This is a genomic window from Mesorhizobium sp. (assembly GCF_041661565.1).
Classification (GTDB): Bacteria; Pseudomonadota; Alphaproteobacteria; order Rhizobiales; family Rhizobiaceae; genus Mesorhizobium.
The window spans coordinates 1-25851 of the sequence record NZ_JBAZUD010000028.1 but is presented as its reverse complement, the minus strand read 5'-3'; the positions used below and the strand labels follow the sequence as shown (position 1 = coordinate 25851).

The window sequence follows — 25851 nt, the reverse complement described above, 5'->3', positions numbered from 1 at the left end:
AACGCCTGGCGAAATCCGCCACCTGGCTGCAAGCGCTTAGATCATATGCAGCGCTGTACAGGGCTTCGGCGTAGAGGTTATCATTGGAAGCAGAAACCTGCGCGATAAACTTGTTTTTTAACTCAGCATCGGTCATCGGGTTTGAGGCGCTTCCACGACAATCCGTAATATGCGCGCTATATAGTTCTCCCGACGCCATCGATACGTCGACTCGCCCGTTTGGGTGAATCGCTACGGACGTTCGCGTGATCACATTATTCCAACGGGAGGCTGGAAAGCCTCTGGTCTCGGCAAAGACTGCTTTTGGCGCCCGTCATGAGGCCGATCTCGCCTTCTGATCTGTAGGGCATTGTCATCGTTCCTTACGTGTTGGGTTGTGGAGTGCAAGGCCGACACCAGCCCGCCTATGGACTCAGTATCCGACACCGCGGACGCCGCCCGCGGCGCGGATCGATTCGCCTGTCACCCAGCGGGCGTCGTCGGACGCCAGGAAGACCGCCACAGCCGCGATGTCTTCGGGTTCGCCGAAGCGGCCGAGCGGCGTACCTGCGATCAGCTTCTCGCCGAACGCGCCCGCAAAATTGCCATTCGTGGCGGGCGTGTTGGTGTGGCCGGGCAGGATCGAATTGACACGGATGCCGCGCGCACCGAGTTCGCGCGCAAGCGCGAAGGTCATCGTGTCCACCGCGCCCTTGGTCGCCGCATAGACGCTGGAGGCCAGATAGGGATCGGTGCTAAGGATAGAGCTGATGTTGATGATGCTGCCGCCGGTGTCCGCGAAGAGCTTGGTCGCCTCGCGGATCGCCAGGAAGTAGCCCAGAACGTTGACGTCGAACTGCCTGTGAAAGGCGTCTTCGGTCAGGTCGGCGACCATCTCGAACACCGCGACGCCCGCATTGTTCACCAGGACGTCCACCTTGCCGTGGTCGTTCCTGACCTGCTCAAACAGGCGAAGGACATCCGCCGACTTGCTCATATCCGCCTGTATGGCCGATGCCTTTCCACCTGCGGTTTCGATCGAGGCAACGACGGCGTCAGCTCCCTTCCTGCTGGTGGCGTAGTTCACGACGACGGTAGCCCCCTCAGCGCCGAGGGCCTTGGCGATGGCTGCTCCAATACCGCTCGATGCACCCGTCACGACGGCGATTTTTCCGGTTAGTTTCATCTGATGACCTCGCTGGATGAGCCTGTCTCCCGAAGCCGGTTGGCCTCGTCGACACTCCAGATGTGGGTCGTCGTACAGCTGACCGCGTGCCGGTTCCTCTCCCATCCTTGCCTATTCTTCTCGCTTGCTTGTGCCTGCGGCATTCGTCGCCATATTCAGCCTATGGAAAACCCGATGGACGAACTGCGCGCCATCGTGATGCGCGCCGGAGACAAATGGACGGAGACCGGAATTCCGCGCGTCGCCATGGTGCGCAGCGAAGCCTGTTCGGACCAGGTCTACGAGCCGATGCTCCACCTCGTCCTGCAGGGAGCAAAGAGCCTCTCGATCGGCGATCATGTCCTTCAGTTCGAGCCGGCGACGTATTTCGTGGTCCCCGTCGACGTGCCGGCCATCGGCAAAATCCGCTCGGACATGTCGGGAAGCCCCTATCTGGCATTGAGCCTCACGCTCGACCCCGCGGTCATCGCGACCATGTTCTCGGATCACGATCGCTCAAGCCGCCAGCCGGCTCCGGACTTCCTGGTGTCCGACGCGACGCCGGAGCTGATCGATGCCTGGCTTCGCATGATGCGACTGGTGGACCGCCCGGGCGAGAAGGCGATATTGGCGCCGATGTTCGAGCGCGAAATTCTGTTTCGCGTGCTGCAGGGGCCGCAGGGCGCCATGCTCCGGCAACTCTCGCATGCAAGCAGTCGCTTGTCCCAGGTTCGCCGCGCCATCGACTGGATCCGCGCCCATTACACAGAACCTTTTCGGGTTGAGCCTCTCGCGGCAATGACGGGCATGAGCGTTGCGGCGTTCTATCGTCACTTCAAGGCAATCGCCGCGATGACACCAATCCAATATCAGAAGAAGCTTCGCCTCCTTCATGCGCGGCAGCTTCTGCTGTTCGAACCACGCGATGCCGCCTCCATCGCCTTCTCGGTCGGATATGAAAGTGCCTCGCAGTTCAGCCGCGAATACGCGCGCATGTTCGGACTGCCTCCAGTTCGCGACATGGCGCGCTACAAGTCACCATCATCCAGCGATCGGAGCGCCTTCAGCGGGTCGCTCCCGAAACACGCAGGGCTGGCCGCCTGAGCGGGAACAATGTGGCTAAGCTCGCGACGGAACACTTCCGCTCGTTGCCATCAGGGCTGAGCTCTATCAACGTGGTCAGGAAGTCCTGATTGACCGAACTCCAGCCCCGACGACGGCCAATCCGTCCGAGACCGGCCCTCAACGGTTGCTCGAGATACCAGGCCTATGAGCCCGGTGAAAATCGCCGCAGCCGATATGGACGATGCAGGCGTCAGCCGAGACCGTTCGCGGCTTGCGCCAGCACACTCAGCAATTGGCTCGTATTGTCTATCGAGAACTGCACGCGCTCGCTGGGCCAGACCGATTCCGAATAGGAGATCGGCGTGCCCTTCATGTCCACATCGACCTTCTTGAGAAGCACGATCGGTTGCGTTTCGGATTGCTGGAGATGTCGTGCCTCTTCCCTGGTCGGCAGTCGCACGATGATGTCGGTGCGCAGCCGGATGTAGTCGGTGACGCCATATTCGGCAAGGATGATGCTGACGCTGCGCCCGCTCAGTCTGGCCTTGTCGAAGCCAGGGAAGCGTCGCACGGGAAAGTAGGCGTTGGAAAAGTCGATCGGTTCCTCGTCAGCAAAACCAAGCCGGACGATGTGATATACGGGCTCGCCCGGCGGCAGTCTCAGGGCTTCACTGACCCGGCGCGGTGCCGGGATAGCCTCTTCCTTGATCGCCTGACCCAGCGGCTCGCGACCCTGATCGAGGAGGTTCTGCGAAAAGCGGGTCCGTTCCGACAGGCGGTAATCGAGGCGGGCATCGCGTGCGAACGTGCCCTTTCCCTGTTCGACCTGGACAAGACCGCGATTCTGAAGCTGCTGCATCGCCCGCCTGATGCTGTGGCGGCCGACGCCGAAACGCGCCATCAGTTCCGTCTCACGCGGCAGCCTGTTGTCGTCGTCGAAACGGCCTGCGGCAATGTCGGCGGCAATCTCCTCCTCGACCTGCTGCCAACGGCCGTGCAGCACCTTGTTTTGCATTCCCATCCTCGTTGGTGAACGACAGCACGACCCTTGCCGCGTCGTCGCCTTGTCATTCGAATGAATCATAACTGCGGCCACTGGGATATGCAATGCGCGCCTTCGCGGTCAACCGGTGGATATCTCCTGCACCTTTTGGTTCTTGGCCAGAGCGCCTTTCCTACACATGCCTGTCATCAAGCCGCGGTATCAAATCATCCGAATGAAGAGAAAACATTCGAATGAATAGGAGCGGGTGATCATGGTTCAAACAAGCCGACTAAGCCGACGCCAATTTCTGGCGGGCGCGACAGCATTGGCGGGAGCTGGCGCAACCGGTCTGCGTCCGGCGTTTTCCGCCGATGCGCAGATCGAGATATCGAGCACATGGGGTGCCGACAAGCCCTTCCAGAAGGTGGTCGACGCCTTCAACGACAAGAAACTGGGCGTGACGGTCGTCAATCGGTTTGATGGCGACTATGAGGCCGCCACCGCCAAGGCGGTTGCCAGCATCGCGGCGGGTCGCCCGCCGGCGATGATGATCACGGGCTGGAAGTTCGGCTATTTCGCCAAGCGCACACTTGGTGCTCGTGACCTGCGGGAAATCAATGCTGCCAAGGCCGAGGCTATTGCCGCCAATTTCAATCCTTCCGTCCTGCCGCTGGTGACGATCGATGGCGCGCTGATCGGCCTTCCCTGGGCGATGTCGACGCCGATCACCTTCATCAACAGCACGCTTTGGCGGGAAGCCGGGCTCGATCCGGCACTGCCGGAGAATCCGGATACCGATTGGCTCTATGGCGCGGCCCGCCAACTGGACAGCAAGCTAAAGGACAAGCACGCGACCTATCGCTCGGCGCTGGCGCTGTCCAACAATGAATGGACGAGCCAGTCCTTCATCCAGAATGCCGGTGGTTTCATCATCGATCCGGCCGGAAAGCTCGCTCTCAACAGCCCGGAAGCCGTTGCCGGAATGGAGCAGTATTGCGCTCCCGCTTTTGAAGGCCTTTGGCTGCCCGTCAGCGCCAAGGAGCAGGACGCCGCTTTCGAAGCCGGCGCCCTGGCGATCTGCACCACCAGTTCGACGCGTGCCACGGTCTTCCCGTTTGGCGCGGCGAAAGCGGTCACCACGAAGTTCCCCGGCCTGCCTGGCCAGGCCCGCAAGATGAACAGCGGCGGCAATTTCCTCGCCGTCTACACCAGGAACCAGGAGCAGGCGGAAGCCTCGCTGGCCTTCCTTGAGTTTTGTGCCTCAAGGGAAGGCCAGTCGATCTGGTCGAGCGTCGGTTACCTCAACACCTCGGTGCACGACATTCCGCTGATCAACGAATTCATGAAGCCGGCGGCCGGTCAGCTGACCGACGGCCTGACGGCGGAAACCATCTGGCCGGGCAAGCGCGGTCTGGAGGGACAGACCATCTGGCGCAAATGGGTGTCCCGGATGCTGCTCAAGGAAACCCCTGTCGCCGATGGCATGAAGGGCGCAAACGACGAACTCGCAGCACTCATCGGCGCCGGATGAATGGGCTGAAGTTGCGTTCGCTGACCAGGCTGTTGGCCCCCTATCTCTTCGTGGGGCCGACAGTTCTGGCCGTGCTGGTTTTCCTCTATGGTCCGATCGTCGGCTCGGCCGTCCTGTCGGTCCTCGACTGGAACCTGTTGTCGCCGGACATCAATTTCGTCGGCACCGCCAATTACAAGGCCATGTTCGGCAGCGCCGATTTCCAGCTGTCGGCATGGAACACGCTTCTCTACTGCGCCATTCTGATCCCGGCGCAGATTGTCCTACCGCTGATCCTGGCGGTGATGATCCATGCCGTGCGGGGATCGCGGATGGATACGGTCTATCGCGGCATGTTGTTCCTGCCGACGATCTTGGCCTATTCAGTCGCCGGCGTCGCCTGGTCGTGGCTGCTCAACCCGGTCAACGGTCTCTTCAACGAAGTGCTGACCGCCTTCGGTTTCCCGCGGTCGCGCTGGCACACGGATCCGGACCTGGCGCTGCTCTGCGTATCGCTGATCACCTTCTGGAAGACGTTTGGCCTGAACATGCTTTTGTGGCTGGCGGCGATTGCCAATGTCCCGCCCGGCCTGCGCGAAGCCTCGCGGCTCGACGGCGCCAGCCGCTGGCAGTATTTCTGGACGATCGAGCTGCCGATGATCACGCCCACGGCCTTCTTCATCTCGGTCACCACGCTGTTCCATATCCTCGACGACATCGTCGGCGTCATCGACGTCCTGACCCATGGCGGGCCTGCAGGGCGCAGCAGCAGCATCCTCTACTTCCTCTGGCAGCAAGGCATGCAGTTCTTCCAGTTCGGACAGGCAAGTGCCGTCGCCATGATCATCATCGTGGTCGTGCTGTCCGTCACCTGGATGCAGTTCCGTGTCGGTGAAAAACGGGTCCACTACGGATGACGGCGCGGTCGACGAGTGCAAGGTCGTTGGCGCTGCCGTTCTCTCTTCGACGCGCAGTCGTCCATGTCGTCCTGCTGTGCCTGAGCGTCGCCACGGTGTTTCCTCTCGTCTGGATGGTGACGTCGGCCTTCACGCCGAACGAGCTGATTGCCGCCAAGGCGATCCGCCTCTGGCCGGAGCAGCCGACCCTGTCCAATTTCACCATCGCCGCCGCCCGTCATCCGATCTGGATGTGGTTGTGGAACTCGGTCCTGACCTCGACCCTGATCACGCTCGGCAAGCTGGTGCTGGCGCTGCCGGCCGGCTACGCCTTCGGCCGGATGGAGTTTCCCGGCCACAAGTTCCTGTTCTGGCTGGTGGTGGCCACCATGTCCTTTCCGACGGTGCTTGCCATCATCCCGACCTATATCGCCATCGTCAAAGTGCAGGCTTTCGACACTTACGGCGCCATGATCATCCCCTCGATTCCCTATGTCGGCTTCTACGTCTTCTATTTTCGCCAGGCCTTCCGTTCGCTGCAGGGCTCGATGTTCGAAGCCGCGCGCATGGATGGCGCCGGCATCTGGCGGCAGTTCTGGGAGATCGCGGTTCCCAATGTCGTTCCATCGATCGCAGCGCTCTCGGTGATCTCCTTCATGGGCGCCTGGAACATCTACCTCTGGGGCCAGCTGGTGCTGGAGGACACGTTCAAGAAGACGCTGACCACCGGCATCGCCGCCTTCGCCGACCTTGACGGCGCCGAAGTTCTGTGGGGACCCCTGATGGCAACCAGCCTGCTGTCCGTGGTGCCGGTGCTGGTGTTATTCCTGATCGCGCAGCGCTTCATCGTCGATGCCCTGGCGCCAGGCCTGGGCGAAAAGTAGAGGGCCGCAAGGCAGGGCACCATGGGCACAATCATCGTTGTCGGCCACGTCAATCACGACCGCGTCTGGTCGCTCGCATCGCCGCTCACTTCGGGCGCACGCATCCCCTATTCCGATCGCACCGTCAGGCTTGGCGGCGGTGGCTTCCACACCGGTGCCCAGCTTGTGAAGCTCGGCAATGACGTCCGCCTGGTCAGCAACCTGATGGACGACGATCATGGCCAGGCCGCCCTTGCAACCTTGAAGACAATCGGCTTCGACCTCCGCTACGTCACCATGCTGGCCGGCGAAACCTTGTTCACCGAAATCCTGCTCGAGCCAAACGGCGAGCGCACCATTTTGAACACCGGCGGACAGATGCGCCCGCCGTTTGCGGTACCCGAGCCTGTCGCCGGCGATGCCGCCTACCTCAACGCCCTGGTGCTCAATGACGGTCTTGTCGCCTCCCTGACGACGATCCCGCTGGTCTTGTCGCAATTTCCGCTGCGCAGCGCATCACCGCGCCCGGCCGATATCGTCGTCGGATCGCGCGCTGATTTCCCTGGCGAAGACACACATCGGGTCTGGGAGAGGGCGGCGTTGATCGCCGGGCCGCGCCTGAAGACGCTGGTCCTGACCGACGGAACGCGCCCGATTTCGCTCTATGACGGCAGCGTGCTGCGGCACGTCACGCCGCTGAGGCAGGTTTCTGTGCCGGACACGATCGGCGCCGGCGATTGTTTTACCGGGATCTTTCTACACGGCCTGCTGCAGGGCCTCAGCCTTGAAGCTTCCGCCGAGCAGGCGAGCCAGGCCACGGCCGAATGGCTCAGCCAACGACACCTCGCCGCCTGAAACAGGTCTTCCGGGAGAGACGCGTCTTCGCGGAGAAGGGTCCGCATTCATCGAAATGTCACAAAAATCAACTGGCAATCGACATTCGGATGACTTAACAAACATCCGAATGATTGGAGGTTGTCATGACCGATGAAGCGGCAGACCAGCGCATCGCTTCGCATGGCTTTGTGCTCGACACGCTGGCGCGCAGCGACGACGGCGAGCTGAAGAAACTCGCCGAAACACTGCTGCCGGGGATCGGCGCCGTCGAAGTCGTCACGAGCCGCACCGGGTTGGTGATGCTGCCCTGCGTCGACACGGTGCTCAACACTGCTTTTCATCTCGGCGAGGTGCTGGTCGCCGAGGCACATATTCGGCTCGGCGGTCACGGCAATCTGGACGGCTACGGCGCCGTGACCGGCCGTGACCTCGAGCAGGCGATGGCGATGGCCGTGGTGGATGGTGCGCTTGCGGCCGGCATCCAGACCGACGCAATCCTGCGCTTTGTCGAGGATCAGGCCGCCCGCCAGGCGGAAGAAGACACGCTGCGGCTGCGCAAGGTCGAGGCAACCCGCGTCAAGATGGAGACATTCTGATGGGCCTTGCAATGCTCTCGCCTGATGCGGACGAGATATTGGCCAATGCCGGTTTCGATGCACTGATGTGGGCGCTCGCCCGGCCCGGCACGGTCCAGGCGCTGCCCGCAGCCGGCTTCACCGCAATCATCGCCAGCCTGATCGACCGCGAATGCACCTTTTTCACGACGCAAGATGATCTGTCGGCTCAACTGGCGGCAACCGGTGCCAAGCCGGCGCGACTCGGCGAGGCCGATTATGTCTTTGCCAAGCTCGCGGCACCGCACGAGATCGCCCCGCTGGCGCGCTTGAAGCAGGGCAACCTGCTCTACCCCGATGACTCCGCCACGCTGATCGTTCCAGCCCGTCTCGGCGAAGGCTCGCGTCTCCAGCTTTCCGGACCGGGTATCGACGGCGCCGCCCACGTCTCGATCGGCGGCATCGACCGTAGCTTCTGGAGCCTGCGTGAGACGCTCGTGCGCTATCCCCTGGGGTTCGACCTCTATGCCGTCGATGGCATGGAGGTCATCGGCATACCGCGCTCGACCAAGGTGGAGGTGCTGTGATGGCCTATGTGGCGACGCGCGGCGGCGAACACGCCATCGAACAATCCGAGCGTCTCTATCGCGAGGAACTGGGCACCATCGATGCCGGCCGGGTCGCCGAAATCCGTGACGGCATGCCCTATCTGGTCGACAGGGTGATGGGCGAGGCCTCGCTTTACGAACGCGATCTGGCAGCACTGGCGCTGGCGCAATCCGGCGGTGATCTCTACGAGGCCGTGCTGCTGCTGCGCGCCTACCGCACCACCCAGCCGCGCCTTGCCATCGCCGAGCCGCTGCAGCAGCGCGACCTGTTCACCGTGCGGCGCATCTCCGCCGCCTTCAAGGACATCCCCGGCGGCCAGATTCTTGGGCCGACGCTCGATTATTCCCATCGCATGCTGAAGCTGGAGGTGCTGGGCGGCAAGGCGGTTGCTCCGGAGCCGGTCGAGATTGCGGCAATGGCGGCGCCTGAAAAACAACCGTCGCTGACGGACTGGCAGAAGGCGCAAGGACTGATCGCCGATCCGACGGCCGACACCACCGCGCCAGACGACATTCCCGATCTCACCCGTGAACCGCTGCTGTTTCCGGCAAGCCGCGCCCACAAGCTGCAAAGCCTGGCGCGAGCCGATACCGGCGGCGTGCTGGCTCTTGGCTATGCCACCATGCGCGGCTATGGCGCGGTGCATCCGACGGTCAACGAATTGCGGCTGTCCGAGGCACCGGTGCGCATGCGCCATCCGCGCGGCACGCTGTTCAGCGCCGGCCGGGTCCGGGTCAGCCAGGCGGAGATCATCTCCAAGGGCGGCGGCCTCGACCTCGGATTCTGCGCCACATTCGGATGGAACGAGGTCAAGACCATCGCCGGCGCCTCGCTGGACCTGGCCTCGCGCTTGCCCAAGCCGCATCCGGCCTCGAACGAGGAGTTCGTCCTCTATCATACCGAGCCCGTGGAGAGTTCCGGCTTCTGCATCCATTTCAAGCTGCCGCACTACGTTACCTTCCAATCGTCACTTGATGCGTTGCGCGACGCGAAAGCGAAAAAGCGACAAGCAAAGGCGCAAGAGGCGACACAAGCGGCAAGGGAGCCCGCCGAATGACGCTCGCGCAACTGACCAGACCCTGGGCGGCTTTTTCCTACGGCTTTCTCGATGCCTCCGCCAAACGCGAGATCCGCCGCCGCACGCTGAAGGCGATCGCCATTCCGGGCTATCAGGTGCCCTATGCCAGCCGCGAAGTGCCGATCGCCCGCGGCTGGGGCACCGGCGGCCTGCAATCGACGCTGACGCTGGTCAAGCCTCGATCGGTCATCAAGGTCATCGACCAGGGTGCCGACGACAGCGTCAATGCCAGCAGCATCCGCAAGTTCATCCAGCGCGTCAGCTCCGCTGATATCACCGAGGATACGCTGGCCGCGACCATCATCCAGTCGCGCCACCGCATTCCGGAGGAAAAGCTGCGGCAGGACCAGATCCTCGTCCTGCAGGTGCCCAACCCGGAACCGCTGCGCTCCGTCAATCCCGACATCTCGGTTGCCCGCGAAATGCACGGCGACGCCGACTACGGGCTGATCTGGCTCAGGCTCTATGAGCAGATTGTCCGCTCCGGCCGCATCATGCAGGGCGCCAGCTATCCGAGCCTCGTCAATGGCCGCCATGTGATGAGCCCGTCGCCGATCCCGCGTTGGGATGTGCGCAAGCTGCACATGGCCGACCATCTGACACTGCTCTCGGCCGGGCGCGAAAAGCGCATCTATGCGGTGCCGCCCAAAACGCGCGTCGAACCGCTGGTCTTCGAGGACATCGCCTATCGGGTCGAAGAGCATGGCCACCTGACCTGCGGCCGCAGCGGCGTCTCGGGCTTCTTCATGAACGAACTGCCGCAGGATGACGGCACGTCGCACTTCGAACTTTCCGACAGCGATTTCGGCGTCAAGCACATCAGGAAGACGCAAGGAGAACCCGTGGCGATCGGCGACACCTGGTATCGCAACGGGAGAATGGCCCCATGAGCGATGTCGCCACAGCAAGCAAGCTCATCCGGCAGCCCCCGCGGCTGATGCGCACGCCGCCGCTTTTGACCATGCGCGGCATCGACAGGAGCTACGGCGAAGTCGTCGCGCTGAGCGATGTCGATGCGACAGTCTATCCGGGCGAGGTGCTGGGCATTGTCGGCGAATCCGGCTCCGGCAAATCGACGCTGCTGCGGCTGATGAACCTGGAGGACACGCCGCAGGCAGGCGAATACCATCTCGCCCTGTCCGATCACGACGATATCAACCTGTTCGGCCTCGACCGTTTCCAGCGACGGATGCTGCGGGCAAGGCGCATCGGCATCGTCTACCAGAACCCGCATCTGGGGCTGCTGATGGACCACACCAGCAGCGGCAACGTCGCCGAACGGCTGCTGATTGCCGGAACGCGCAATTTTGCCACCCTGCGCGCCAAGGCAAAAGAGGCCCTGCAGGCGTCGGAATTCCCCACAGAGCGCATGGATGCGCTGCCGATGGAACTGTCCGGCGGCATGCAGCAGCGCGTACAGCTTGCCAAGGCGATCGCGCTGGAACCAGCTCTGCTGCTGCTCGACGAACCGACCACGGGCCTCGATGTCAGCGTCCAGGCGCTGGTGCTCGACACGCTCAAGCGGTTGCAGCGGGAGCGCCGGATCACCATGGTCCTGGTCTCGCATGATCTCGGTGTCATCAGGACGATGGCCGACCGGGTCATGGTGATGCGCAACGGGCTGGTGGTGGAACAGGGGCTGGCGGATCAGATCTTCCAGGATCCGCAGCACCCCTATACCCAGCAACTCGTCCACGCCAAGCTGTGAGGGGCCCGCTATGAATATGCAGTCTTTGCCGGGCAGCGCCGCAGCGTCTCTGGTGCTGTCGGTTCGGGGCCTCGGCAAATCCTTCGAGATGCATCATCTCGGCCGCACCTTGCCGGCCTTTGCGGACATCGATTTCGATCTTCACGCCGGCAAATTCATTCTGCTCAGAGGTGACAATGGTGCCGGCAAGTCGACGCTGCTGCGCACGCTCTACCGGTCCTATCTGCCGCGCCAGGGCCATGCCTTCTATCACACGCGCGAAGGCATCATCGACCTTGCCGAAGCGGCCGATGTCGACATCGCCTTTCTGCGCCGGCGTGAAATCGGCTTCGTCACCCAGTTCCTGCAGGTGCGCCCGCGCGTCGCCGCCGAAGAACTGGTGGCCGAGCCGCTGATGCTGGCCGGCCGCGGCCACGGCGAGGCGTTGACGGAAGCCCGCCGCTGGCTGTCGTCCTTCGGCGTCAAGCAGCCGCTCTGGGCCGCCTATCCCTCGACCTTTTCCGGCGGCGAACAGCAGAAGGTCAATCTGGCCCGCGCCCTGATCCTGCCGCAACGGCTGCTGTTCCTTGACGAGCCGACGGCTTCGCTTGACCGAGCCGCCCGCGCGGCCCTCGTCTCGCGCCTGAAGGAACTGAAGGCGCAGGGCGTCGCCATGATCGGCGTCTTCCATTACCCGCAGGATGTCGCCGGTCTGGTTGACCGGGAAATCCATCTGGCAAACACGGACCCCTTCGAAGAGAAACCACATGTGGCTGAGTGAATTTGAAATTGTCCTGCGCGACCGTGTCATCCCAAGCGGCGCCGTCAGGATCGAAAACGGGCGGATTGCGGAGATAAGCGAGGAACCCATCGAGAATGCCGACATGTTGGGTGGGGGCCGCCTGCTGCTGCCCGGTTTCATCGACATGCACGGCGACATGGTGGAGAAGGAAGTGGAGCCGCGCACCGGCGTCCATGTGCCCATGAAGACCGGCATCGCCGAACTTGACAAGAAGCTCGCCTCCTGCGGCGTGACCACGGCCTATGCCGCACTCTCCTTCATCGGTGCCAGTGTCACCAGCGGCGTGCTGCGCTCCGAAGAGCACACATCCGCGATCATCGAGACAATCGCCGAGCTGAAAGACGACCTGCTTGTCGATCACCGCATCCATGCCCGGTTCGAGGTGACGTTCGCCCCGGCGGTGGGCATGCTGCAAAGGCTGATGGACGCAGGCAAGCTGCACCTGATCTCGCTGATGGATCACACGCCCGGGCAGGGGCAGTACCGCGACGTCGAACTGTACATCGCCCGCATCGCCAGGGAGCGCGGCATGTCGGTTGCCGAGGCCTCCGAGATCGTCGGCCGGCGCATCGCCGGTCGAAACGGACAGGACGATGTGCTCGGCACGTTGCAGGACCTGTCGGCGTTTGCCCGTGCTCGCGGCATCGTGCTCGCCTCGCACGACGACGACACGCTAGAAAAGGTGGAATTTGTCCACGGCCTGGGCGCCGCGCTCAGCGAATTCCCGGTGACGCTCGAAGCGGCTCAAGAAGCACGCAGGCTTGGAATGCTTACCGTCATGGGAGCGCCCAATGCCCTGCGCGGCCAGTCCTACTCCGGCAACCTATCCGCCCGTCAGGCCTACGAGGCCGGGCTGCTTGACATGCTGGCCAGCGATTATCATCCGGCCTCGATCCTGCCGGCCGTGCTCGGCCTGGCGGATCTGCGCGGCGGCGACCTTGTGGCGGCGACGGCGCTGACAAGCGCCAATCCGGCCAAGGCGCTGGGGCTTACCGATCGCGGCGCCGTCGAGCCGGGACTTCTGGCCGACCTTGTCGTGGCCGATCGCCAGCCGGTGGCGCGCGTCCGAGCCACGTTCCGCGCCGGCCGCATGATCTACGGCGATGGCACGCTGGCCCCGCGCCGGCACTGAAATAATTCCGCATTATTTGGAATTTGAGGCGGAGCCTGCGATGAACGAGGCTCGTCCCGCTCCAATTCCGACCTGGCAGACCGATCGCTGCGACGAAACAGCGATACGCCCTATTGCTTGACGTCTGTGTGCGATAAAGTGAGCGAAGTCCAAGCCATATCGCTCATTTCAGGATTTCCCCTCCCCTATGTCGCTAGTCAAGACTTCGAGGATCACCAGACGCGGTCCGTCCGAAACGCCCTCCACGCCGGCCAAGGCCGCGGACGCCGTCTCCCGACAGCAGGCGCCTGCACCGGTCGACCTTCCGGAAGGCCGCATCAGTGAACGCTTTGCGGCCGCCACCGAAGAACTGGCCAGCGGGATAACGGAGGCATCCGCCGCGGCCGAACAGCTGAGACGGTCGATGGAGCAGATTGCCGCTGGCGCCGAGGAGGCGTCCGGGGCCGCCGAGCAGCAACTCCATTCGATCCGGGACACCGCCAAAGCGCTTGCCACTGCCAGACGCCAGGGCGAGGAATCGCAACGGCGCTCGGAACATGTCCAGGGCCTGCTTGCCGACGTCACCAGTCAGGTCGTCGCCGCGGTCGGCGCGATCGAACGCAATGCCGCCCGCCAGGCAAGCTCGGCGGAACTGATAGCCGTCGTCGAAAAGCGCGCGCAGGAAATCGGCGAGATAAGCCGCACCGTCAGTCGCATCTCCGACCAGACCAACCTGTTTGCCCTGAACGCGGCGATCGAGGCGGCGCGCGCCGGCGACCACGGGCGCGGCTTTGCCGTCGTTGCCGAGGAGGTTCGCGCCCTGGCGCAGATATCCGATACCAGCGCGCAGGAGGTCCAGGCGCTTTCCCAGGCCATTCAGCAGGAGGTCAGCGCCGTGGCGGCAGCCGTCGCCGCGGCAGCCGCTGCGGCGGGCTCCGAGGCCAAAGCCTCCAACGCCGTGCTGCAGAATCTGCGGCTGATGCGCGAAACCGCCGGTGAGATCGCGACCGGCAGCCGCGCCATCGCGACGGCCTCGATCGAAGCCGAAAAGGCGGCCCTGGAAGCGCAGAAGGGTGCGGAGCACGTCGCCAGCGCCGCGCAAGAACAGTCCGCCGCCGCTTCCCAGTCCCAGGCAGCGATCCAACAGCAGACCCAGGCGCTCGACCAGGGGCGCATCGCCGCGCACGCGCTGGCACGCCTGGCCGAGCAGTTGCGCGACGGCAATGCAGCCAAGGCGGCGGAACAGGCCTCGGCGGCTGCCGAGCAACTGTCGGCCAACATCCAGGAACTCTCGGCCGCGGCGGCGCAGATTCTGGCGGCCGTCGAGCAGATCAATCGCGGCGCGCAACAGCAGGCGAGCGCGACCCACCAGAGTTCCGCCTCGCTGATACAGATCGAGCGCAGCGCAGCCCTGGCGAGGGACAATGCGGTGACCGCCGAGCAGCGGATCGCCGGCATGGAAAGGTCTTTGGCCGAGACGCGGAGCGCGGTCGACAAGTTGATTGACGGGCTGAGCGGCGCGCTCAGGGAGACCACATCCAGCGTCTCGGCCCTCGTTGGCCTCGAGGTGACGGGGCGCAAGATCGAGAAGATCGTCGACGCGATCACGCTGGTCACGGTGCAAACCAGCATGCTCGCCGTCAGCGGCGCCATCGAGGCCGCAAGGGCCGGGGACTACGGAGGCGGCTTCTCGCTGGTGTCGAAGGACATTCGGGGGCTGGCGCGGGACGCCTCGCAGAGCCTGGACAAGGTCAAGGATACCGTCCGCGCCATCATCGAGCAGATAACGTCGCTGCGCGGCGACCTCGAACGGATTTGCGGGGTCTCCGAGGTCGAGATTCAAAACAGCCGCGCCACGCTGGCTGTGTTCGAGAAGGCCGGCGACGAACTCGGACAGCTGGTCGAAGCAAGCAAGGGAATCCTCGCCGGGGCGACCGGTATCCTCTCCGCGGCCTCACAGGCATCGGCGGGCGCCAAGCAGATCGCCGCGGCGGCGGAAGAGACAAGCGCCGCCTCGAGGGAGGCATCCACCGCATCGCAAGAGCAGGCACGCGGGGCCGAGGACCTGGCGGCGGCGATCGAGGAGATCGCCTCCCTGGCCGACGAGCTCAAGTCGCAAAATGTCTGAGCAGGACGTTACCGCCAGCTCGCTCAGCGGGTTCCTGGCTGTCCGGTGCCTGGACGATCTCTACGCGTTGCCCGTCCGCCGGGTGGCAGAGATCGTGCGTGTGCCGGTGATGGCCAGGGTGCCTCAGGCGCCGCCGGCCCTGCGCGGCCTGGCAAACCTGCGTGGCGCGGTCATGCCCATCGCGGATTTGAACGGCCTGCTGCGCCTGGCCGCGCAACCCCTGACGGAACGGGCGAGAGCGGTGGTCATCGATGCTCCTGCTCCCTTCGCGCTGCTCGTCGAGACCGTCGAAGGCATCATCGCTGTCGACGACGATCGGATCGACCGTGCTGCCAGCGGCACGGGCGCGGATGGCGGCGCCTTTTCGGCCGACGGGCGGCCGGTCAGGATCCTCGACATCGACGCACTGGTCGAGCGCTCGTTCACGCTGCAGGCAGGCGCCCGCTCGCCGGCGCGCGGGCGGTTGACGGCGGCCGGGGCGCACGAAGACGCGACCGTCGGGCGCGACATGCTCGCCTCGTTCCTCGTCGGCGGCCAGGAGTATGCGTTGCCGTTCGCCGTCGTCCAGGAAGTGGTCAACCTTCCGCCGTCGCTGACGGCGCTGCCAGGTGCGGATGCCGGCATGCCCGGGCTCATGGCGTTCCGCGGCGGCTTGCTTCCGCTGCTGTCCCTGCGCGCGCTGTTCGGGCTCGACGCGGGCGTGGCGGGCAGCGAAAAGATCATCGTCACGGCGATTCACGGCGTGCCGGTCGGCGTCGTCGTCGATGCCGTCCAGCAGAGCGTCGCGGTCGACCCGGCGCGGCTGGAGGCGGTCCCCGCGATCATGGCGGCGCGGATCGGCGGCGAGGCCCGGGTCAAGGCGATCTATCGAAACCAGGCCGACAACCGGCTGATCTCGGTGCTCGATCCGGATCTCCTGCTCAATGAGGAAACGATGCGTCGTCTGGGTCCCCTGCAATCCCCGGCTTCGAGAACGCCGCAATCCACTGCCGGAACGCAAGGCGCCATGATGCTGCTGGCCTTCCATCTGGGGGATGACGAATTCGCCTTGCCGGTGGGCGCCGTCGAGGAAGTGGCGCTGGTACCGGAACGCATGACGCGCGTGCCAAGGACGCCCGACTTTCTGGAGGGCGTGATCAATCTGCGCGGAGACGTGCTGCCCGTCATCGACCAGCGCAAACGCTTCGACATGCCGGCCCTCGCCTCGACGGCGCGCTCGCGCCTGATCGTGGTCAGGTCCGGGCCGCACCGGGCCGGCATCATCGTCGACAGCGTCTCCGACGTGCTGGCCGTCGACGAGACGATGGTGTCGCCGGCCCCGGACCTGACGGGGGAGCCGACGCGACTGATCCGGTCGATCGTCAGCCTCGAGGATGGCCGCCGCATCGTCATGCTGCTCGACCCGAGCGAACTGCTCACCCGGGCCGAGCGCAGCCTGTTGGACACTTTCCAGGACAAGCCGCAACATTGATCAAGGTTCTGATCGTCGACGATTCCGCGCTGGTGCGGAAGCTCCTCGCCGAGATGCTGGCGAGCGTTTCCGGCTTCCAGGTCGAGACGGCCCGCAATGGCGCCGAGGGGCTTGAGCGGCTTCATGCCTTCGCTCCCGACGTGATCACGCTCGACGTCAACATGCCGTTGATGAACGGGCTGGCCTGCCTCGACCGGATCATGCTGGAGAAGCCGACGCCGGTCATCATGCTGTCGTCGGTGACCTCGCAGAGTGCCGACGAAACGCTGGAAGCGCTGCGCCTCGGCGCCTTCGACTTCATAGCCAAGCCCTCCGGGGCATTGTCGCTGCGCGTCGACCAGATGCGGGGTGACTTGGTCGACAAGATTCGCGCCGCCGCCATCGCCCGCGTCAGGCCGACGCTGCGGCTCACGGACCGGATCCGGCATCGGGTGGGAAGCACAGTTGCGGCGAAGCCGCCGGTAGCCGCGAGGCGGCAGGAACAGCTTGCCGATATCGAGTTGCCCGGAGTGGTGCTTGTCGGCACCTCGACCGGCGGACCGCCGGCACTCGAGACGGTGCTCTGCGCGTTGCCGGCGTCGTTTCCGTGGCCGATCCTGATTGCCCAGCACATGCCGGAATCGTTCACCGGCGCGCTTGCCAGGCGCCTGGACAGTCTGAGCGCCATCGCGGTCGTCGAGCTCGCGGGCCCGACGCAGATCCGGCCGGGAACGGCCTATATTGCACGAGGCGGCGGCGACATGATCGTTTCGCGCCGCGGCGGCGCGGTGTTCGCCGCCAGCGCGCCGGCCCAGATCGGCTATCCCTGGCATCCCAGCGCCGACCGGCTGGTGCGCAGCGCCCTGGAACATATTCCGGCCACCCAGCTTATCGGTGTTCTCATGACGGGCATGGGCAATGACGGCGCCAGCGCGATGCAGTTGCTGCACGAACGAGGAGGGCGCACAATCGCCGAGGCGGAAGAAACGGCCGTGGTCTGGGGCATGCCCGGGGAACTGGTCAAGGCCGGGGCGGCGGATTGGATCCTTCCGCTGCCCGAAATCGCACGGCAATTGCTGAAGGTTGTGCCATGCCCCTGATCCGCCGCGACGCCCCAGCGCCCTCTGCCGACCGCGACGCTCCTGTCGCCGGCACGGTGCCGTCCCTGACCGCCGAGGCCAGCGAGGACCGCCGCGCCGCCGCGCGCCAGCTCGTCGTGACGGCCGAGACCCGCGACGCCACGGCAATTGCCCTGTTTCATGAAAACGACGCCCACGTGCTCCAGGCCTTGTTCACCGCGCTTGTGAGATCGTCCAATTCGACGAGCGTCGAGATCGCCCTCGAGCTCCTGCGTTCGGACGACGCGCGGTTGCGCACGGGAGCCCTGGACGCGCTGAAGGCGATGACCGCCCACGTTCTGCCGCACATGGCGCAGCTGCTGAGCGACGCCGACACGGACGTGCGCATCCTCGCCTGCGACCTGGCACGGGCGCAGCCACCCGAAGCGATCGTCGACCTGCTCGGTCCCGTCCTGGAGACCGATGGCGACGGCAATGTCTGCGGCGCCGCGATCGAAGTCATGGCTGATGTCGCGACGCCCGAGCACGTGCCGCTGCTGCTGCGCTGCGCTGAACGGTTTCCCGCGGATCCCTTCCTAGCCTTCAGCGCCCGGACCGCGGCCCAGCGGATCGGCGCCCGGAACGGCAAGCCTTGATCGAGATTTCGGACGAGGAGATCCGGCGCCTGGGCGATTTCCTCTATCGCCGCACCGGCATGGTCTACTCCCTGTCAAAGCGCTACTATATCGAGCGCCGGATCGACGACCGGGTCAAGGCCACGGCATCGCCCTCCTTCGAATCCTACTTCGCCAGGCTGCGCGCCGATGTCGGCGGCGAGATCGAGAAATTCGTCAATGCCTTCACCGTCAACGAGACCTATTTCAACCGCGAGGATCACCAGCTTCGCTGCCTGACCAACGATCTCCTGCGCGAGCGGATCGCGGTCGGCCACGGCACCAGGCGGCTTCGGCTGTGGTCGGTGCCATGCGCGACCGGCGAGGAGCCCTATTCGATCGCGATGTGGCTGCTGGACAAATGGCCCCTGGTCGACACCTACGACATCGAGATCTGCGGCTCCGACATCGACACCGACGCCCTCGGCGCCGCCAGGCTGGGCATATACGGCAAGCGCGCCCTGATGCGGCTGCCCGAACAGGTGGTCGCCCGCTACTTCCGCCGCCAACCCGGCGATCGCTGGCAGCTCATCGACGAACTGAAGGAATCGGTGCGGTTCTCGCCCGTCAACCTGGTCGAAGCCGGCCAGACCAGGGAGCACGGCCGGTTCGACGTGATCTTCTGCCGCAACGTGCTGATCTATTTCGATGACACGTCGCGCCGGATCGCCGCCGACAACCTCTACGAGAGCCTGTTGCCGGGCGGCTTCATCTGTCTTGGCCATACCGAATCGATGAGCCGCATTTCACCCCTGTTCGAAGTCCGCCGGTTCGAGGATGGTATCGTCTATCAGAGACCGGAGGTCGGGCGGTGAGTGACGTGGCATCCCTGCGCATCATGGTGGTCGACGACGCGGCACTCGTGCGCCTGTATTACCGCAGCGTCCTGGAACCGGCAGGCTACGTCGTCGACGATGCCCTGAACGGCCTCGAGGCGCTGGAGAAGCTGACCGGGCAGGAGGTCCAGCTGCTGATCGTCGACATCAACATGCCGGTGATGGATGGCCTGACCTTCCTGCGCCTGCTGCGGCGGCGGGCCGAGCCGTTTGCCGCCACGCCGGCCCTCGTCACCAGCACCGAGGCCGGTCCACAGGATCGTAAGGCGGCCGAGATGGCCGGCGCCAATTTCTATGCCTGCAAGCCCGTCGCCGCCGAGGACCTGCTCGAGATCGCCAGCCTGCTCGCCGGCGGGGTCGGCGCATGAACGAGCTTCTGGAGCAATTCCTGGTCGAATGCCGCGAGCTGGTGCAGCAGGCGACCCTCGATCTGCTGGCGATCGAAAGCGATGCCGCGGACGGCGCCAGGCTCGACAGCGCCTTTCGCTCCATCCACACGCTCAAGGGCGGTGCCGGCATCGTCGACTTCCCCGAAATGGCCACGGGGCTCCATGCCGTCGAGGACCTGCTTGCCTCGGCCCGCGCCGGGGGCCGGGCTCTCGGTGTCGCCGAGATCGGCAATTGCCTCTGGGCGCTGGACCGGGTCACCGCCTGGCTGGACGAGATCGGGCGAACGGGGACGCTTCCGGTCGAGCCGGGGCCGACGGCTGACGAGATGGTTCGCCGCTTCCAGGCAACCGGGCACGACGCCGGCGGACAGGACGGGTCCGCTTCCGCGCCGCGCGATCTTCTGGCCGCGCTGATCGAGGCCAGTCCGCAGCTGGCCGGCCAATACGCTACTGGCGTACTGTATCAGCCCGATCCGCGCTGCTTCTTTCGTGGTGATGATCCGCTCGCCCTGTTCGCCGGCATGCCTGGCCTGCTGTCCTTGAAGGCGGAAGACGTCGAGCCCTGGCCGGCCCTGGCCGAACTCGACGCATTCGAAAGCAATTTGCGCTTCGCCGCCCTTTCCTCGGCCGCGCCGCAGGACGTGTCTCGCTACGTGGCCATGGCCGCGCCGGAGGCGGGGCAGCGGATCGAGATCCGCGCCCTCGCGGCGACCGAGCCGCCTGCAAGGCCAGGGCTCACAGCCATGGCGCGCCGGGTGCTGGAGGCCCAGCACGCTCTGCTGGCCAACGAGGACGTGGATGGATTGGCCGGACGCGTCGGCGCCGCGCGGCGCGTCGTCATGAGCATCGTGGCGCGGGGCATCGGGCCGCACGATGCGTCGACCGACAGGCTTGAGCGAAGCATTGCCGGCGAGCAACGGGGCGAGCTGCAGGCGGTGATCGGGCGGATCCTGGGCATCGAAATCCAGGATCCGCCCGGGGCGGACGCCCCGCCAGCGCCGCCCACCGCACCCACCGGCACGGTGGCGGCGCGATCGCTGCGCGTCAGCGTCGAACGCATCGACGCGCTGGTGAACCTCACCGGCGAACTGTCCATTGCCAGGAACGCGCTGGCGCACGCGGCCGCGCTGGCGCGAAGCGGCACGCAGGCAGCGTCGCTGGCCGTCTTGCTGGACGAGCAGCAGACACGACTGGACCGGCTTGTCGGGGCGTTGCAACGCTCGGTGATGAGCATCCGGGTCCTGCCGATGCGGCAGGTCTTCCAGAGGTTCCCCAGGCTGGTGCGCGACCTCGCCGCCGAAATGGGCAAGTCGGTGGCGCTGGTGACGGAAGGCGACGACACAGAAGCTGACAAGACCATCGTCGAGGCGCTCGCCGAGCCGATCCTACATGTCGTGCGCAACGCCATCGATCACGGTCTGGAGACGGCAGAAGAGCGCGTGCGGGCCGGCAAGCCGCCGCAGGCGACCATATCGATGCGCGCGGCAAAGGTCGGCGACAGCATAGCGGTGGAGATCGAGGACGACGGCAAGGGCGTCGACCTGGCGCGCGTCCGACGCATCGCCGCCGAGCGCGGCCTCACCGTCGGCGCGCCGATCACCGACGCCGACACGCTCGAACTGCTGTTCAAGCCGGGGTTCTCGACCGCCGCGACGGTCAGCACGATTTCGGGGCGCGGCGTCGGCATGGACGCGGTGCGCGCCGCGGTCGAGGGGCTTGGCGGCTCGGTCGGCATCGAGACCGAGGCGGGGCTGGGCACGCTCGTCACCTTCACCTTGCCCTATTCGATCCTGATGACGCCGCTGATCACCGTCGAAGCGGCCGGACAGATCTTCGGCATCCCGCTGGACAAGATTGTCGAAACCCGCCGCCTGGCGCGCGCCGACATCGCCCCGGTCGGCAAGGCGCGGGTCTTCGTGCATCGCGGTCGCGCCATTCCGCTGGTCAACCTCGAGGCGACCATCGGCGGCACGCCCCCCGGCTCGCAGGCATCGGACGTGCAGGTGGTCGTCGTCATGTCCGGCAATGACATGTGCGGGATCGAGGTCGACCGCCTGGGCGAGAAGATGGACATCCTGATGCGGCCGGTCGAAGGCGTTCTGGCGGGCCTGCAAGGCATCGCCGGCGTCACCATACTCGGCGACGGCCGCGTCATGCTCGTCCTCGACCTGGAGGCGATGCTGGGATGAGCGTGACCCTGGACCCGCAAAGCGGCGTGATCGTCCTCGAAGGCGACTGCGCCATGGAAGACAGCGAGACCTTGCTCGGGCTCTTGATGCTCGGCGACCAGCCTGCCGTCGATTGGAGCAAATGCACCGGCCTTCACACCGCCGTGCTTCAGGTGCTGCTCGCGGCCCGCCCGACGGTGACCGGCCACCCCGCCTCGCCGTTTCTGCAGCGGCACTTCGGCCCCGTTTTCCAGGCGCCGAAGCGGTGAAAAAGCTTTCAAATCCATCGCTTTTAGGCGATATCCCGGAAAATAGAGGTAGGTCGCAATGAACGTTCTGATCGTCGATGACAGCAAGCTGGCCAGGATGGCCCTCGTCAAGGTGCTCGCCCGCAGCTACCCGACCTGGACCCGCAAGGAGGCATCCAATGCCGACGAGGCGCTCGAGCTTCAACAGGAGTTCGCGGCCGACGTCGTTCTGATGGACTACAACATGCCTGGCCGCGACGGCCTGGCGCTCGCGGCGGAGCTGCGCGCGCGCAATCCGGCGGCCCGGCTGGCGCTGATTTCGGCCAACCAGCAGCATGAGATCATCGAGGGCGCCAAGGCCGTCGGGGCGGTCTTCCTCAACAAGCCGGTCAGCGAGCCGGAACTGATCGATTTCCTCGGCAAGCCAGAGACCGTGGCCGGGCAGGACGCGCGATAATGGCCGCTGCGGAGCTGACGCTGGACGAGCTCGAAACCGATGCTCTCACCGAGCTGGTCAACATTGCCGTAAGCCGGGCGGCGAAGAACCTGCGCGAGATGGTCGGCGGCCAGGTCTTTCTGTCCGTGCCCAGGATCCAGCTCGTCGGACGCCAGCAGGCCATCGAGATCCTCGGCGAACAGGGGATGGACCGTCTCGTCGCGGTCCATCAGCTCTTCGAAGGCGAACTGACCGGCCGCGCGCTGCTGATATTTCCGGAGGCGCGCAGCCTGGAGCTGGTGCGGGCGGTGGCCGGACCCGAGCATTCGCTGGAAGACATCATCGATCTCGAGCAGGAGGCACTTGCCGAAACCGGCAACGTCATCCTCAACAGCTGCCTGGCCACGATCGCCAATCTTCTTCACCGCAGTCTCAAGGTCTCGCTCCCAGAGGTCATAAGGGGGACGGGCGTGGACTTCTTCAACCTCTCGCCGCCGCCTGCGCCCGGCGAGGTCGTGCTTTTTCTGTACATAAACTTCACCGTCAAGGATCACGACATCACCGGCTACATCGCCATGCTGATGGATATGCCATCGCTGGCGGTCTTGAAGGCCCTGTTGTCCGATTTCATAGAGCGGGTTGGCGGAACCGAAATCTGATGACCACCGCGCATGAGAGCTTCGATCCGATATTCGATGCGCTCGATTGCGGAGTCATCGTGGTCGACCAACAGCGCCGGGTGACCGCGTGGAATGCCTGGATCGCGGCGGCGAGCGGCATTGCCGGATCCGACGCCGTCGGCACATCATTGCAGGACCTGTTCCCGTCGCGCCCCCTTGGCGCCATCCTGGCCGCGGTTTCGGAGGCGTTGGAGGCGGGGGCCTCCTCCCTGCTCACGCCCACGCTCCACCCGGCCCTGCTGGGCCTGCGCACGAGAGCCGGCCAGCCCATGGTGCACAGCATCTCCGTGCGTCCGATCGGCGCCATGGGCGCGTTCCATTGCATGATCCAGATCGCCGACGTCACCGGCGCCACCCGTCGCGAGGCGGTGCTGCGGCAGCGCCAGAACGCGCGCTACGACGCGGTCATGGAAAGCGCCGCCGAAGCCATTCTCACCCTGGATGGCACCGGAGTGATCCAGGGGGCGAACGCCGCCGCCGAGGCCCTGTTCGAGATCGACAAGACGTCGCTGATCGGCCTCTCGAGCGGCGGTTTGTTCGTCGACAGCGAGCGCTGGTCGCTTCTCCACGACGCCATCCTGGCCGGCGGCGAACAGGGTCCTGCCCTGGACGTCATGGTCAAGCGCCGCAACGGCACGCTTCGCTACCTCGAAGTGTCGATCAGCCGCTGGTCCGGCGGCGCCCAGCAGTTCACCACGGCGTTCCTGCGCGACGTGACCGACAGGCTGTCGGCCGAAATCAAGCTGAAGACCCTGAACGAGACGCTGGAGCAGCGGGTGGCCGACGCCACGCGCGAGCGCGACATGATCTGGCGCGTCAGCCAGGACCTGTTCGTGCTGACCGATCTCGACCTGACATGCCAGAGCGTCAACCCGGCCTGGTGCGAGCATCTCGGTTATCCCGAAGGCGATGTCGCAGGCACCGGCTTCGAGGCCTTCGTCCATCCCGACGACGTGGCTACCGTGAAGGCGCGGCTGGCGATCGGCGGACACAAGGCCAAGGTCCGCGATTTTGACATCAGGATGCGGGCAAGGGACGGCAAATACATCTGGTACAGCTGGCAGTTCATGCCGCACGACAACCAGTACTACGCCGCCGGCCGCGACATCACCGCGCGCCGGGTGCTCGAGGATCAACTGCGCCAGAGCCAGAAGATGGAAGCGGTCGGCCAGCTGACGGGTGGCATCGCCCATGACTTCAACAACATGCTGGCCGTGGTGATCTCGGGGCTCAACCTCATTCAGCGCCGCATCGAGCGCGGCGAGCCAGGCGTGCCTCAGCTCATCGCCGCCGCGACCGAAGGCGCCCACAAGGCCGCCACGCTGACGCAGCGGCTGCTGGCCTTCTCGCGCCAGCAGCCGCTGTCGCCGGAAGCGCTCGACGTGAACCGCATGGTTGTCGACATGTCGGAGCTGCTGCGCCGAACCCTGGGCGAGCACGTCAACATGGAAACGATCCTGCAGGACCAGGGTGGCACCATCATCGCTGACCGCAGCCAGCTGGAAAACGTTCTGGTCAATCTTGCCGTCAACGCGCGTGACGCCATGCCGAGCGGGGGGACGCTGACGATCGAGACCTCGGCCGTCCTGATCGACGAGTCGACCGCGGCCGACCACGCCATTGCGACCGGCGAGTACATCCTGATTTCGGTCACCGATACCGGCACCGGCATGAGCCCGGACGTGATGGAGCGCGCCTTCGATCCCTTCTTCACCACCAAGGGCGTCGGCAAGGGCACGGGCCTCGGGCTGAGCCAGGTCTTCGGCTTCGTCAAACAGTCCGGCGGCTATGTCAGCATCCAATCCCAGTTGGGGCAAGGCACCGCGATCCGGATCGTCCTGCCCCGGCATTCCGGCGCCGCCGACCAGGCGCAGGCGAGGAAGAGCGACGATATTCCCAATGGCAGCGCCGCCGAGCGTATCCTCGTCGTCGAGGACGAGGCCAGCGTCCGGGAATTGACGGTGCAGATGCTCGAGGAATTGGGGTATTCGGTCATGTGGGCCGCGAGCGGCGCCGACGCCCTGGTAACGCTGAAGGCGCGTGACGATTTTTCGCTGCTGCTCACCGATGTCGTCATGCCGGGCATGAACGGGCGCGAACTGGCCGACAACGCCGCCATGATCCGGCCCTCCTTGAAAGTGCTCTACACGTCGGGCTACGCGCGTGACGCGGTCGTCAGCAACGGGATCGTCGACCCCAACATCCAGCTTCTGCAGAAGCCGGCAACGCTCCAGAACCTCGCCCAGAAAGTCCGGGCGGTTCTCGACAGTTAGCGCTGCGCGGGCCGCAGCGGCGAGCCCCAAGCCGCGTGACCGATGGCTCGAGGAGCAACGGAAGGTGAGTGCCTGCCGCGGCACGGAAAGCGACGGCAAGCCCTGCTGCGGCTGAGGCAACAAAAAAGCCCGGACGAACCGGGCTTTTTTGTTAGGCGTTTGAACCACAACGATGGTTCAAAACGGGAAAATGGTGCCCAGAAGAGGACTCGAACCTCCACTCCTTGCGGAACACGGACCTGAACCGTGCGCGTCTACCAATTCCGCCATCTGGGCTGGTGCGGGCTCATGTAAGCGGGCAAACGAAGTGTGTCAACGCGCTTTTTTCGAGGGTTGAAGCTCACCTGTCTGGTTTCGGACGTTGGCGCTG

25 protein-coding genes and 1 tRNA gene are annotated in these 25851 nt (G+C 65.0%); 23 read left to right on the top strand and 3 right to left on the bottom strand.

What is annotated here, in order from left to right; all coding sequences use genetic code 11:
- Positions 1 to 412 precede the first annotated feature (412 nt).
- Positions 413 to 1165, bottom strand: coding sequence for an SDR family NAD(P)-dependent oxidoreductase (locus tag WC739_RS07550; RefSeq protein ID WP_372952398.1), 753 nt, complete (start codon positions 1163 to 1165; stop codon positions 413 to 415).
- Between the two features lie 162 nt (positions 1166 to 1327).
- Here WC739_RS07550 and WC739_RS07545 point away from each other — a divergent pair, with 162 nt between their 5' ends.
- Positions 1328 to 2248, top strand: a complete 921-nt coding sequence (locus WC739_RS07545; RefSeq protein WP_372952414.1) for an AraC family transcriptional regulator N-terminal domain-containing protein — start codon at positions 1328 to 1330, stop codon at positions 2246 to 2248.
- Positions 2249 to 2459: 211 nt separating this feature from the next.
- Here the strand turns inward: WC739_RS07545 and phnF are convergent, their stop codons facing one another.
- Positions 2460 to 3224 carry a phosphonate metabolism transcriptional regulator PhnF gene (phnF, locus tag WC739_RS07540; protein ID WP_372952397.1) on the bottom strand — a complete coding sequence of 255 codons (765 nt, stop codon included), beginning with the start codon at positions 3222 to 3224 and terminating at the stop codon, positions 2460 to 2462.
- 241 nt (positions 3225 to 3465) lie between these two features.
- On the opposite strand from phnF, the gene WC739_RS07535 reads away from it, so the two are divergent.
- The 22 genes from WC739_RS07535 (at position 3466) to WC739_RS07430 (ending at position 25481) form a co-directional block, all read left to right on the top strand.
- The gene (locus tag WC739_RS07535) at positions 3466 to 4725 is read left to right on the top strand and encodes an extracellular solute-binding protein (RefSeq protein ID WP_372952396.1); all 1260 of its coding nucleotides are present in this window, start codon (positions 3466 to 3468) and stop codon (positions 4723 to 4725) included.
- Complete coding sequence (locus WC739_RS07530; RefSeq protein WP_372952395.1) at positions 4722 to 5621, top strand: carbohydrate ABC transporter permease; 900 nt, start codon at positions 4722 to 4724, stop codon at positions 5619 to 5621. The genes WC739_RS07535 and WC739_RS07530 overlap by 4 nt, the downstream gene beginning before the upstream one ends.
- A 26-nt stretch (positions 5622 to 5647) precedes the next feature.
- Entirely contained in the window at positions 5648 to 6484 is an 837-nt protein-coding gene (locus WC739_RS07525; RefSeq protein WP_372952394.1) for a carbohydrate ABC transporter permease, read from the top strand.
- Between the two features lie 21 nt (positions 6485 to 6505).
- Entirely contained in the window at positions 6506 to 7318 is an 813-nt protein-coding gene (locus WC739_RS07520) for a PfkB family carbohydrate kinase (protein ID WP_372952393.1), read from the top strand.
- A 125-nt stretch (positions 7319 to 7443) separates the two neighbouring features.
- Positions 7444 to 7896: a phosphonate C-P lyase system protein PhnG gene (locus WC739_RS07515; protein WP_372952392.1), complete on the top strand. Its 453-nt coding sequence runs from the start codon at positions 7444 to 7446 to the stop codon at positions 7894 to 7896.
- Positions 7896 to 8441 carry a phosphonate C-P lyase system protein PhnH gene (phnH, locus tag WC739_RS07510; RefSeq protein WP_372952391.1) on the top strand — a complete coding sequence of 182 codons (546 nt, stop codon included), beginning with the start codon at positions 7896 to 7898 and terminating at the stop codon, positions 8439 to 8441. Before WC739_RS07515 ends, phnH begins: the two co-directional genes overlap by 1 nt.
- Positions 8441 to 9520: a carbon-phosphorus lyase complex subunit PhnI gene (locus tag WC739_RS07505; protein ID WP_372952390.1), complete on the top strand. Its 1080-nt coding sequence runs from the start codon at positions 8441 to 8443 to the stop codon at positions 9518 to 9520. The genes phnH and WC739_RS07505 overlap by 1 nt, the downstream gene beginning before the upstream one ends.
- Complete coding sequence (locus tag WC739_RS07500; RefSeq protein WP_372952389.1) at positions 9517 to 10431, top strand: alpha-D-ribose 1-methylphosphonate 5-phosphate C-P-lyase PhnJ; 915 nt, start codon at positions 9517 to 9519, stop codon at positions 10429 to 10431. The genes WC739_RS07505 and WC739_RS07500 overlap by 4 nt, the downstream gene beginning before the upstream one ends.
- Positions 10428 to 11249 (top strand): ATP-binding cassette domain-containing protein, encoded by an 822-nt coding sequence (locus WC739_RS07495; RefSeq protein WP_372952388.1) that lies wholly within the window; start codon positions 10428 to 10430, stop codon positions 11247 to 11249. The genes WC739_RS07500 and WC739_RS07495 overlap by 4 nt, the downstream gene beginning before the upstream one ends.
- Before the next feature lie 10 nt (positions 11250 to 11259).
- Positions 11260 to 12009, top strand: coding sequence for a phosphonate C-P lyase system protein PhnL (locus tag WC739_RS07490; RefSeq protein ID WP_372952387.1), 750 nt, complete (start codon positions 11260 to 11262; stop codon positions 12007 to 12009).
- Positions 11996 to 13162 (top strand): alpha-D-ribose 1-methylphosphonate 5-triphosphate diphosphatase, encoded by a 1167-nt coding sequence (locus tag WC739_RS07485; RefSeq protein ID WP_372952386.1) that lies wholly within the window; start codon positions 11996 to 11998, stop codon positions 13160 to 13162. The genes WC739_RS07490 and WC739_RS07485 overlap by 14 nt, the downstream gene beginning before the upstream one ends.
- A gap of 187 nt (positions 13163 to 13349) precedes the next feature.
- Entirely contained in the window at positions 13350 to 15269 is a 1920-nt protein-coding gene (locus WC739_RS07480; RefSeq protein WP_372952385.1) for a methyl-accepting chemotaxis protein, read from the top strand.
- Positions 15262 to 16740, top strand: coding sequence for a chemotaxis protein CheW (locus tag WC739_RS07475; protein WP_372952384.1), 1479 nt, complete (start codon positions 15262 to 15264; stop codon positions 16738 to 16740). The genes WC739_RS07480 and WC739_RS07475 overlap by 8 nt, the downstream gene beginning before the upstream one ends.
- Positions 16737 to 17819: a chemotaxis-specific protein-glutamate methyltransferase CheB gene (gene cheB, locus WC739_RS07470; protein WP_372952383.1), complete on the top strand. Its 1083-nt coding sequence runs from the start codon at positions 16737 to 16739 to the stop codon at positions 17817 to 17819. Before WC739_RS07475 ends, cheB begins: the two co-directional genes overlap by 4 nt.
- Entirely contained in the window at positions 17810 to 18433 is a 624-nt protein-coding gene (locus tag WC739_RS07465) for a HEAT repeat domain-containing protein (RefSeq protein ID WP_372952382.1), read from the top strand. The genes cheB and WC739_RS07465 overlap by 10 nt, the downstream gene beginning before the upstream one ends.
- The gene (locus WC739_RS07460) at positions 18430 to 19266 is read left to right on the top strand and encodes a protein-glutamate O-methyltransferase CheR (RefSeq protein WP_372952381.1); all 837 of its coding nucleotides are present in this window, start codon (positions 18430 to 18432) and stop codon (positions 19264 to 19266) included. The genes WC739_RS07465 and WC739_RS07460 overlap by 4 nt, the downstream gene beginning before the upstream one ends.
- A complete protein-coding gene (locus WC739_RS07455) occupies positions 19263 to 19655 on the top strand; it encodes a response regulator (protein WP_372952380.1) in 393 nt (130 codons plus the stop codon). The genes WC739_RS07460 and WC739_RS07455 overlap by 4 nt, the downstream gene beginning before the upstream one ends.
- Complete coding sequence (locus tag WC739_RS07450) at positions 19652 to 21865, top strand: chemotaxis protein CheA (RefSeq protein WP_372952379.1); 2214 nt, start codon at positions 19652 to 19654, stop codon at positions 21863 to 21865. Before WC739_RS07455 ends, WC739_RS07450 begins: the two co-directional genes overlap by 4 nt.
- Entirely contained in the window at positions 21862 to 22113 is a 252-nt protein-coding gene (locus WC739_RS07445) for a hypothetical protein (RefSeq protein ID WP_372952378.1), read from the top strand. Before WC739_RS07450 ends, WC739_RS07445 begins: the two co-directional genes overlap by 4 nt.
- A gap of 58 nt (positions 22114 to 22171) precedes the next feature.
- Entirely contained in the window at positions 22172 to 22549 is a 378-nt protein-coding gene (locus WC739_RS07440) for a response regulator transcription factor (protein WP_372952377.1), read from the top strand.
- Positions 22549 to 23187 (top strand): chemotaxis protein CheX, encoded by a 639-nt coding sequence (locus WC739_RS07435; protein ID WP_372952376.1) that lies wholly within the window; start codon positions 22549 to 22551, stop codon positions 23185 to 23187. Before WC739_RS07440 ends, WC739_RS07435 begins: the two co-directional genes overlap by 1 nt.
- Positions 23187 to 25481, top strand: coding sequence for a PAS domain S-box protein (locus WC739_RS07430; RefSeq protein ID WP_372952375.1), 2295 nt, complete (start codon positions 23187 to 23189; stop codon positions 25479 to 25481). The genes WC739_RS07435 and WC739_RS07430 overlap by 1 nt, the downstream gene beginning before the upstream one ends.
- Positions 25482 to 25672: 191 nt before the next feature.
- On the opposite strand, the gene WC739_RS07425 is transcribed toward WC739_RS07430, so the two are convergent.
- Positions 25673 to 25757, bottom strand: a tRNA-Leu gene (locus tag WC739_RS07425).
- Between the last annotated feature and the right edge of the window lie 94 nt (positions 25758 to 25851).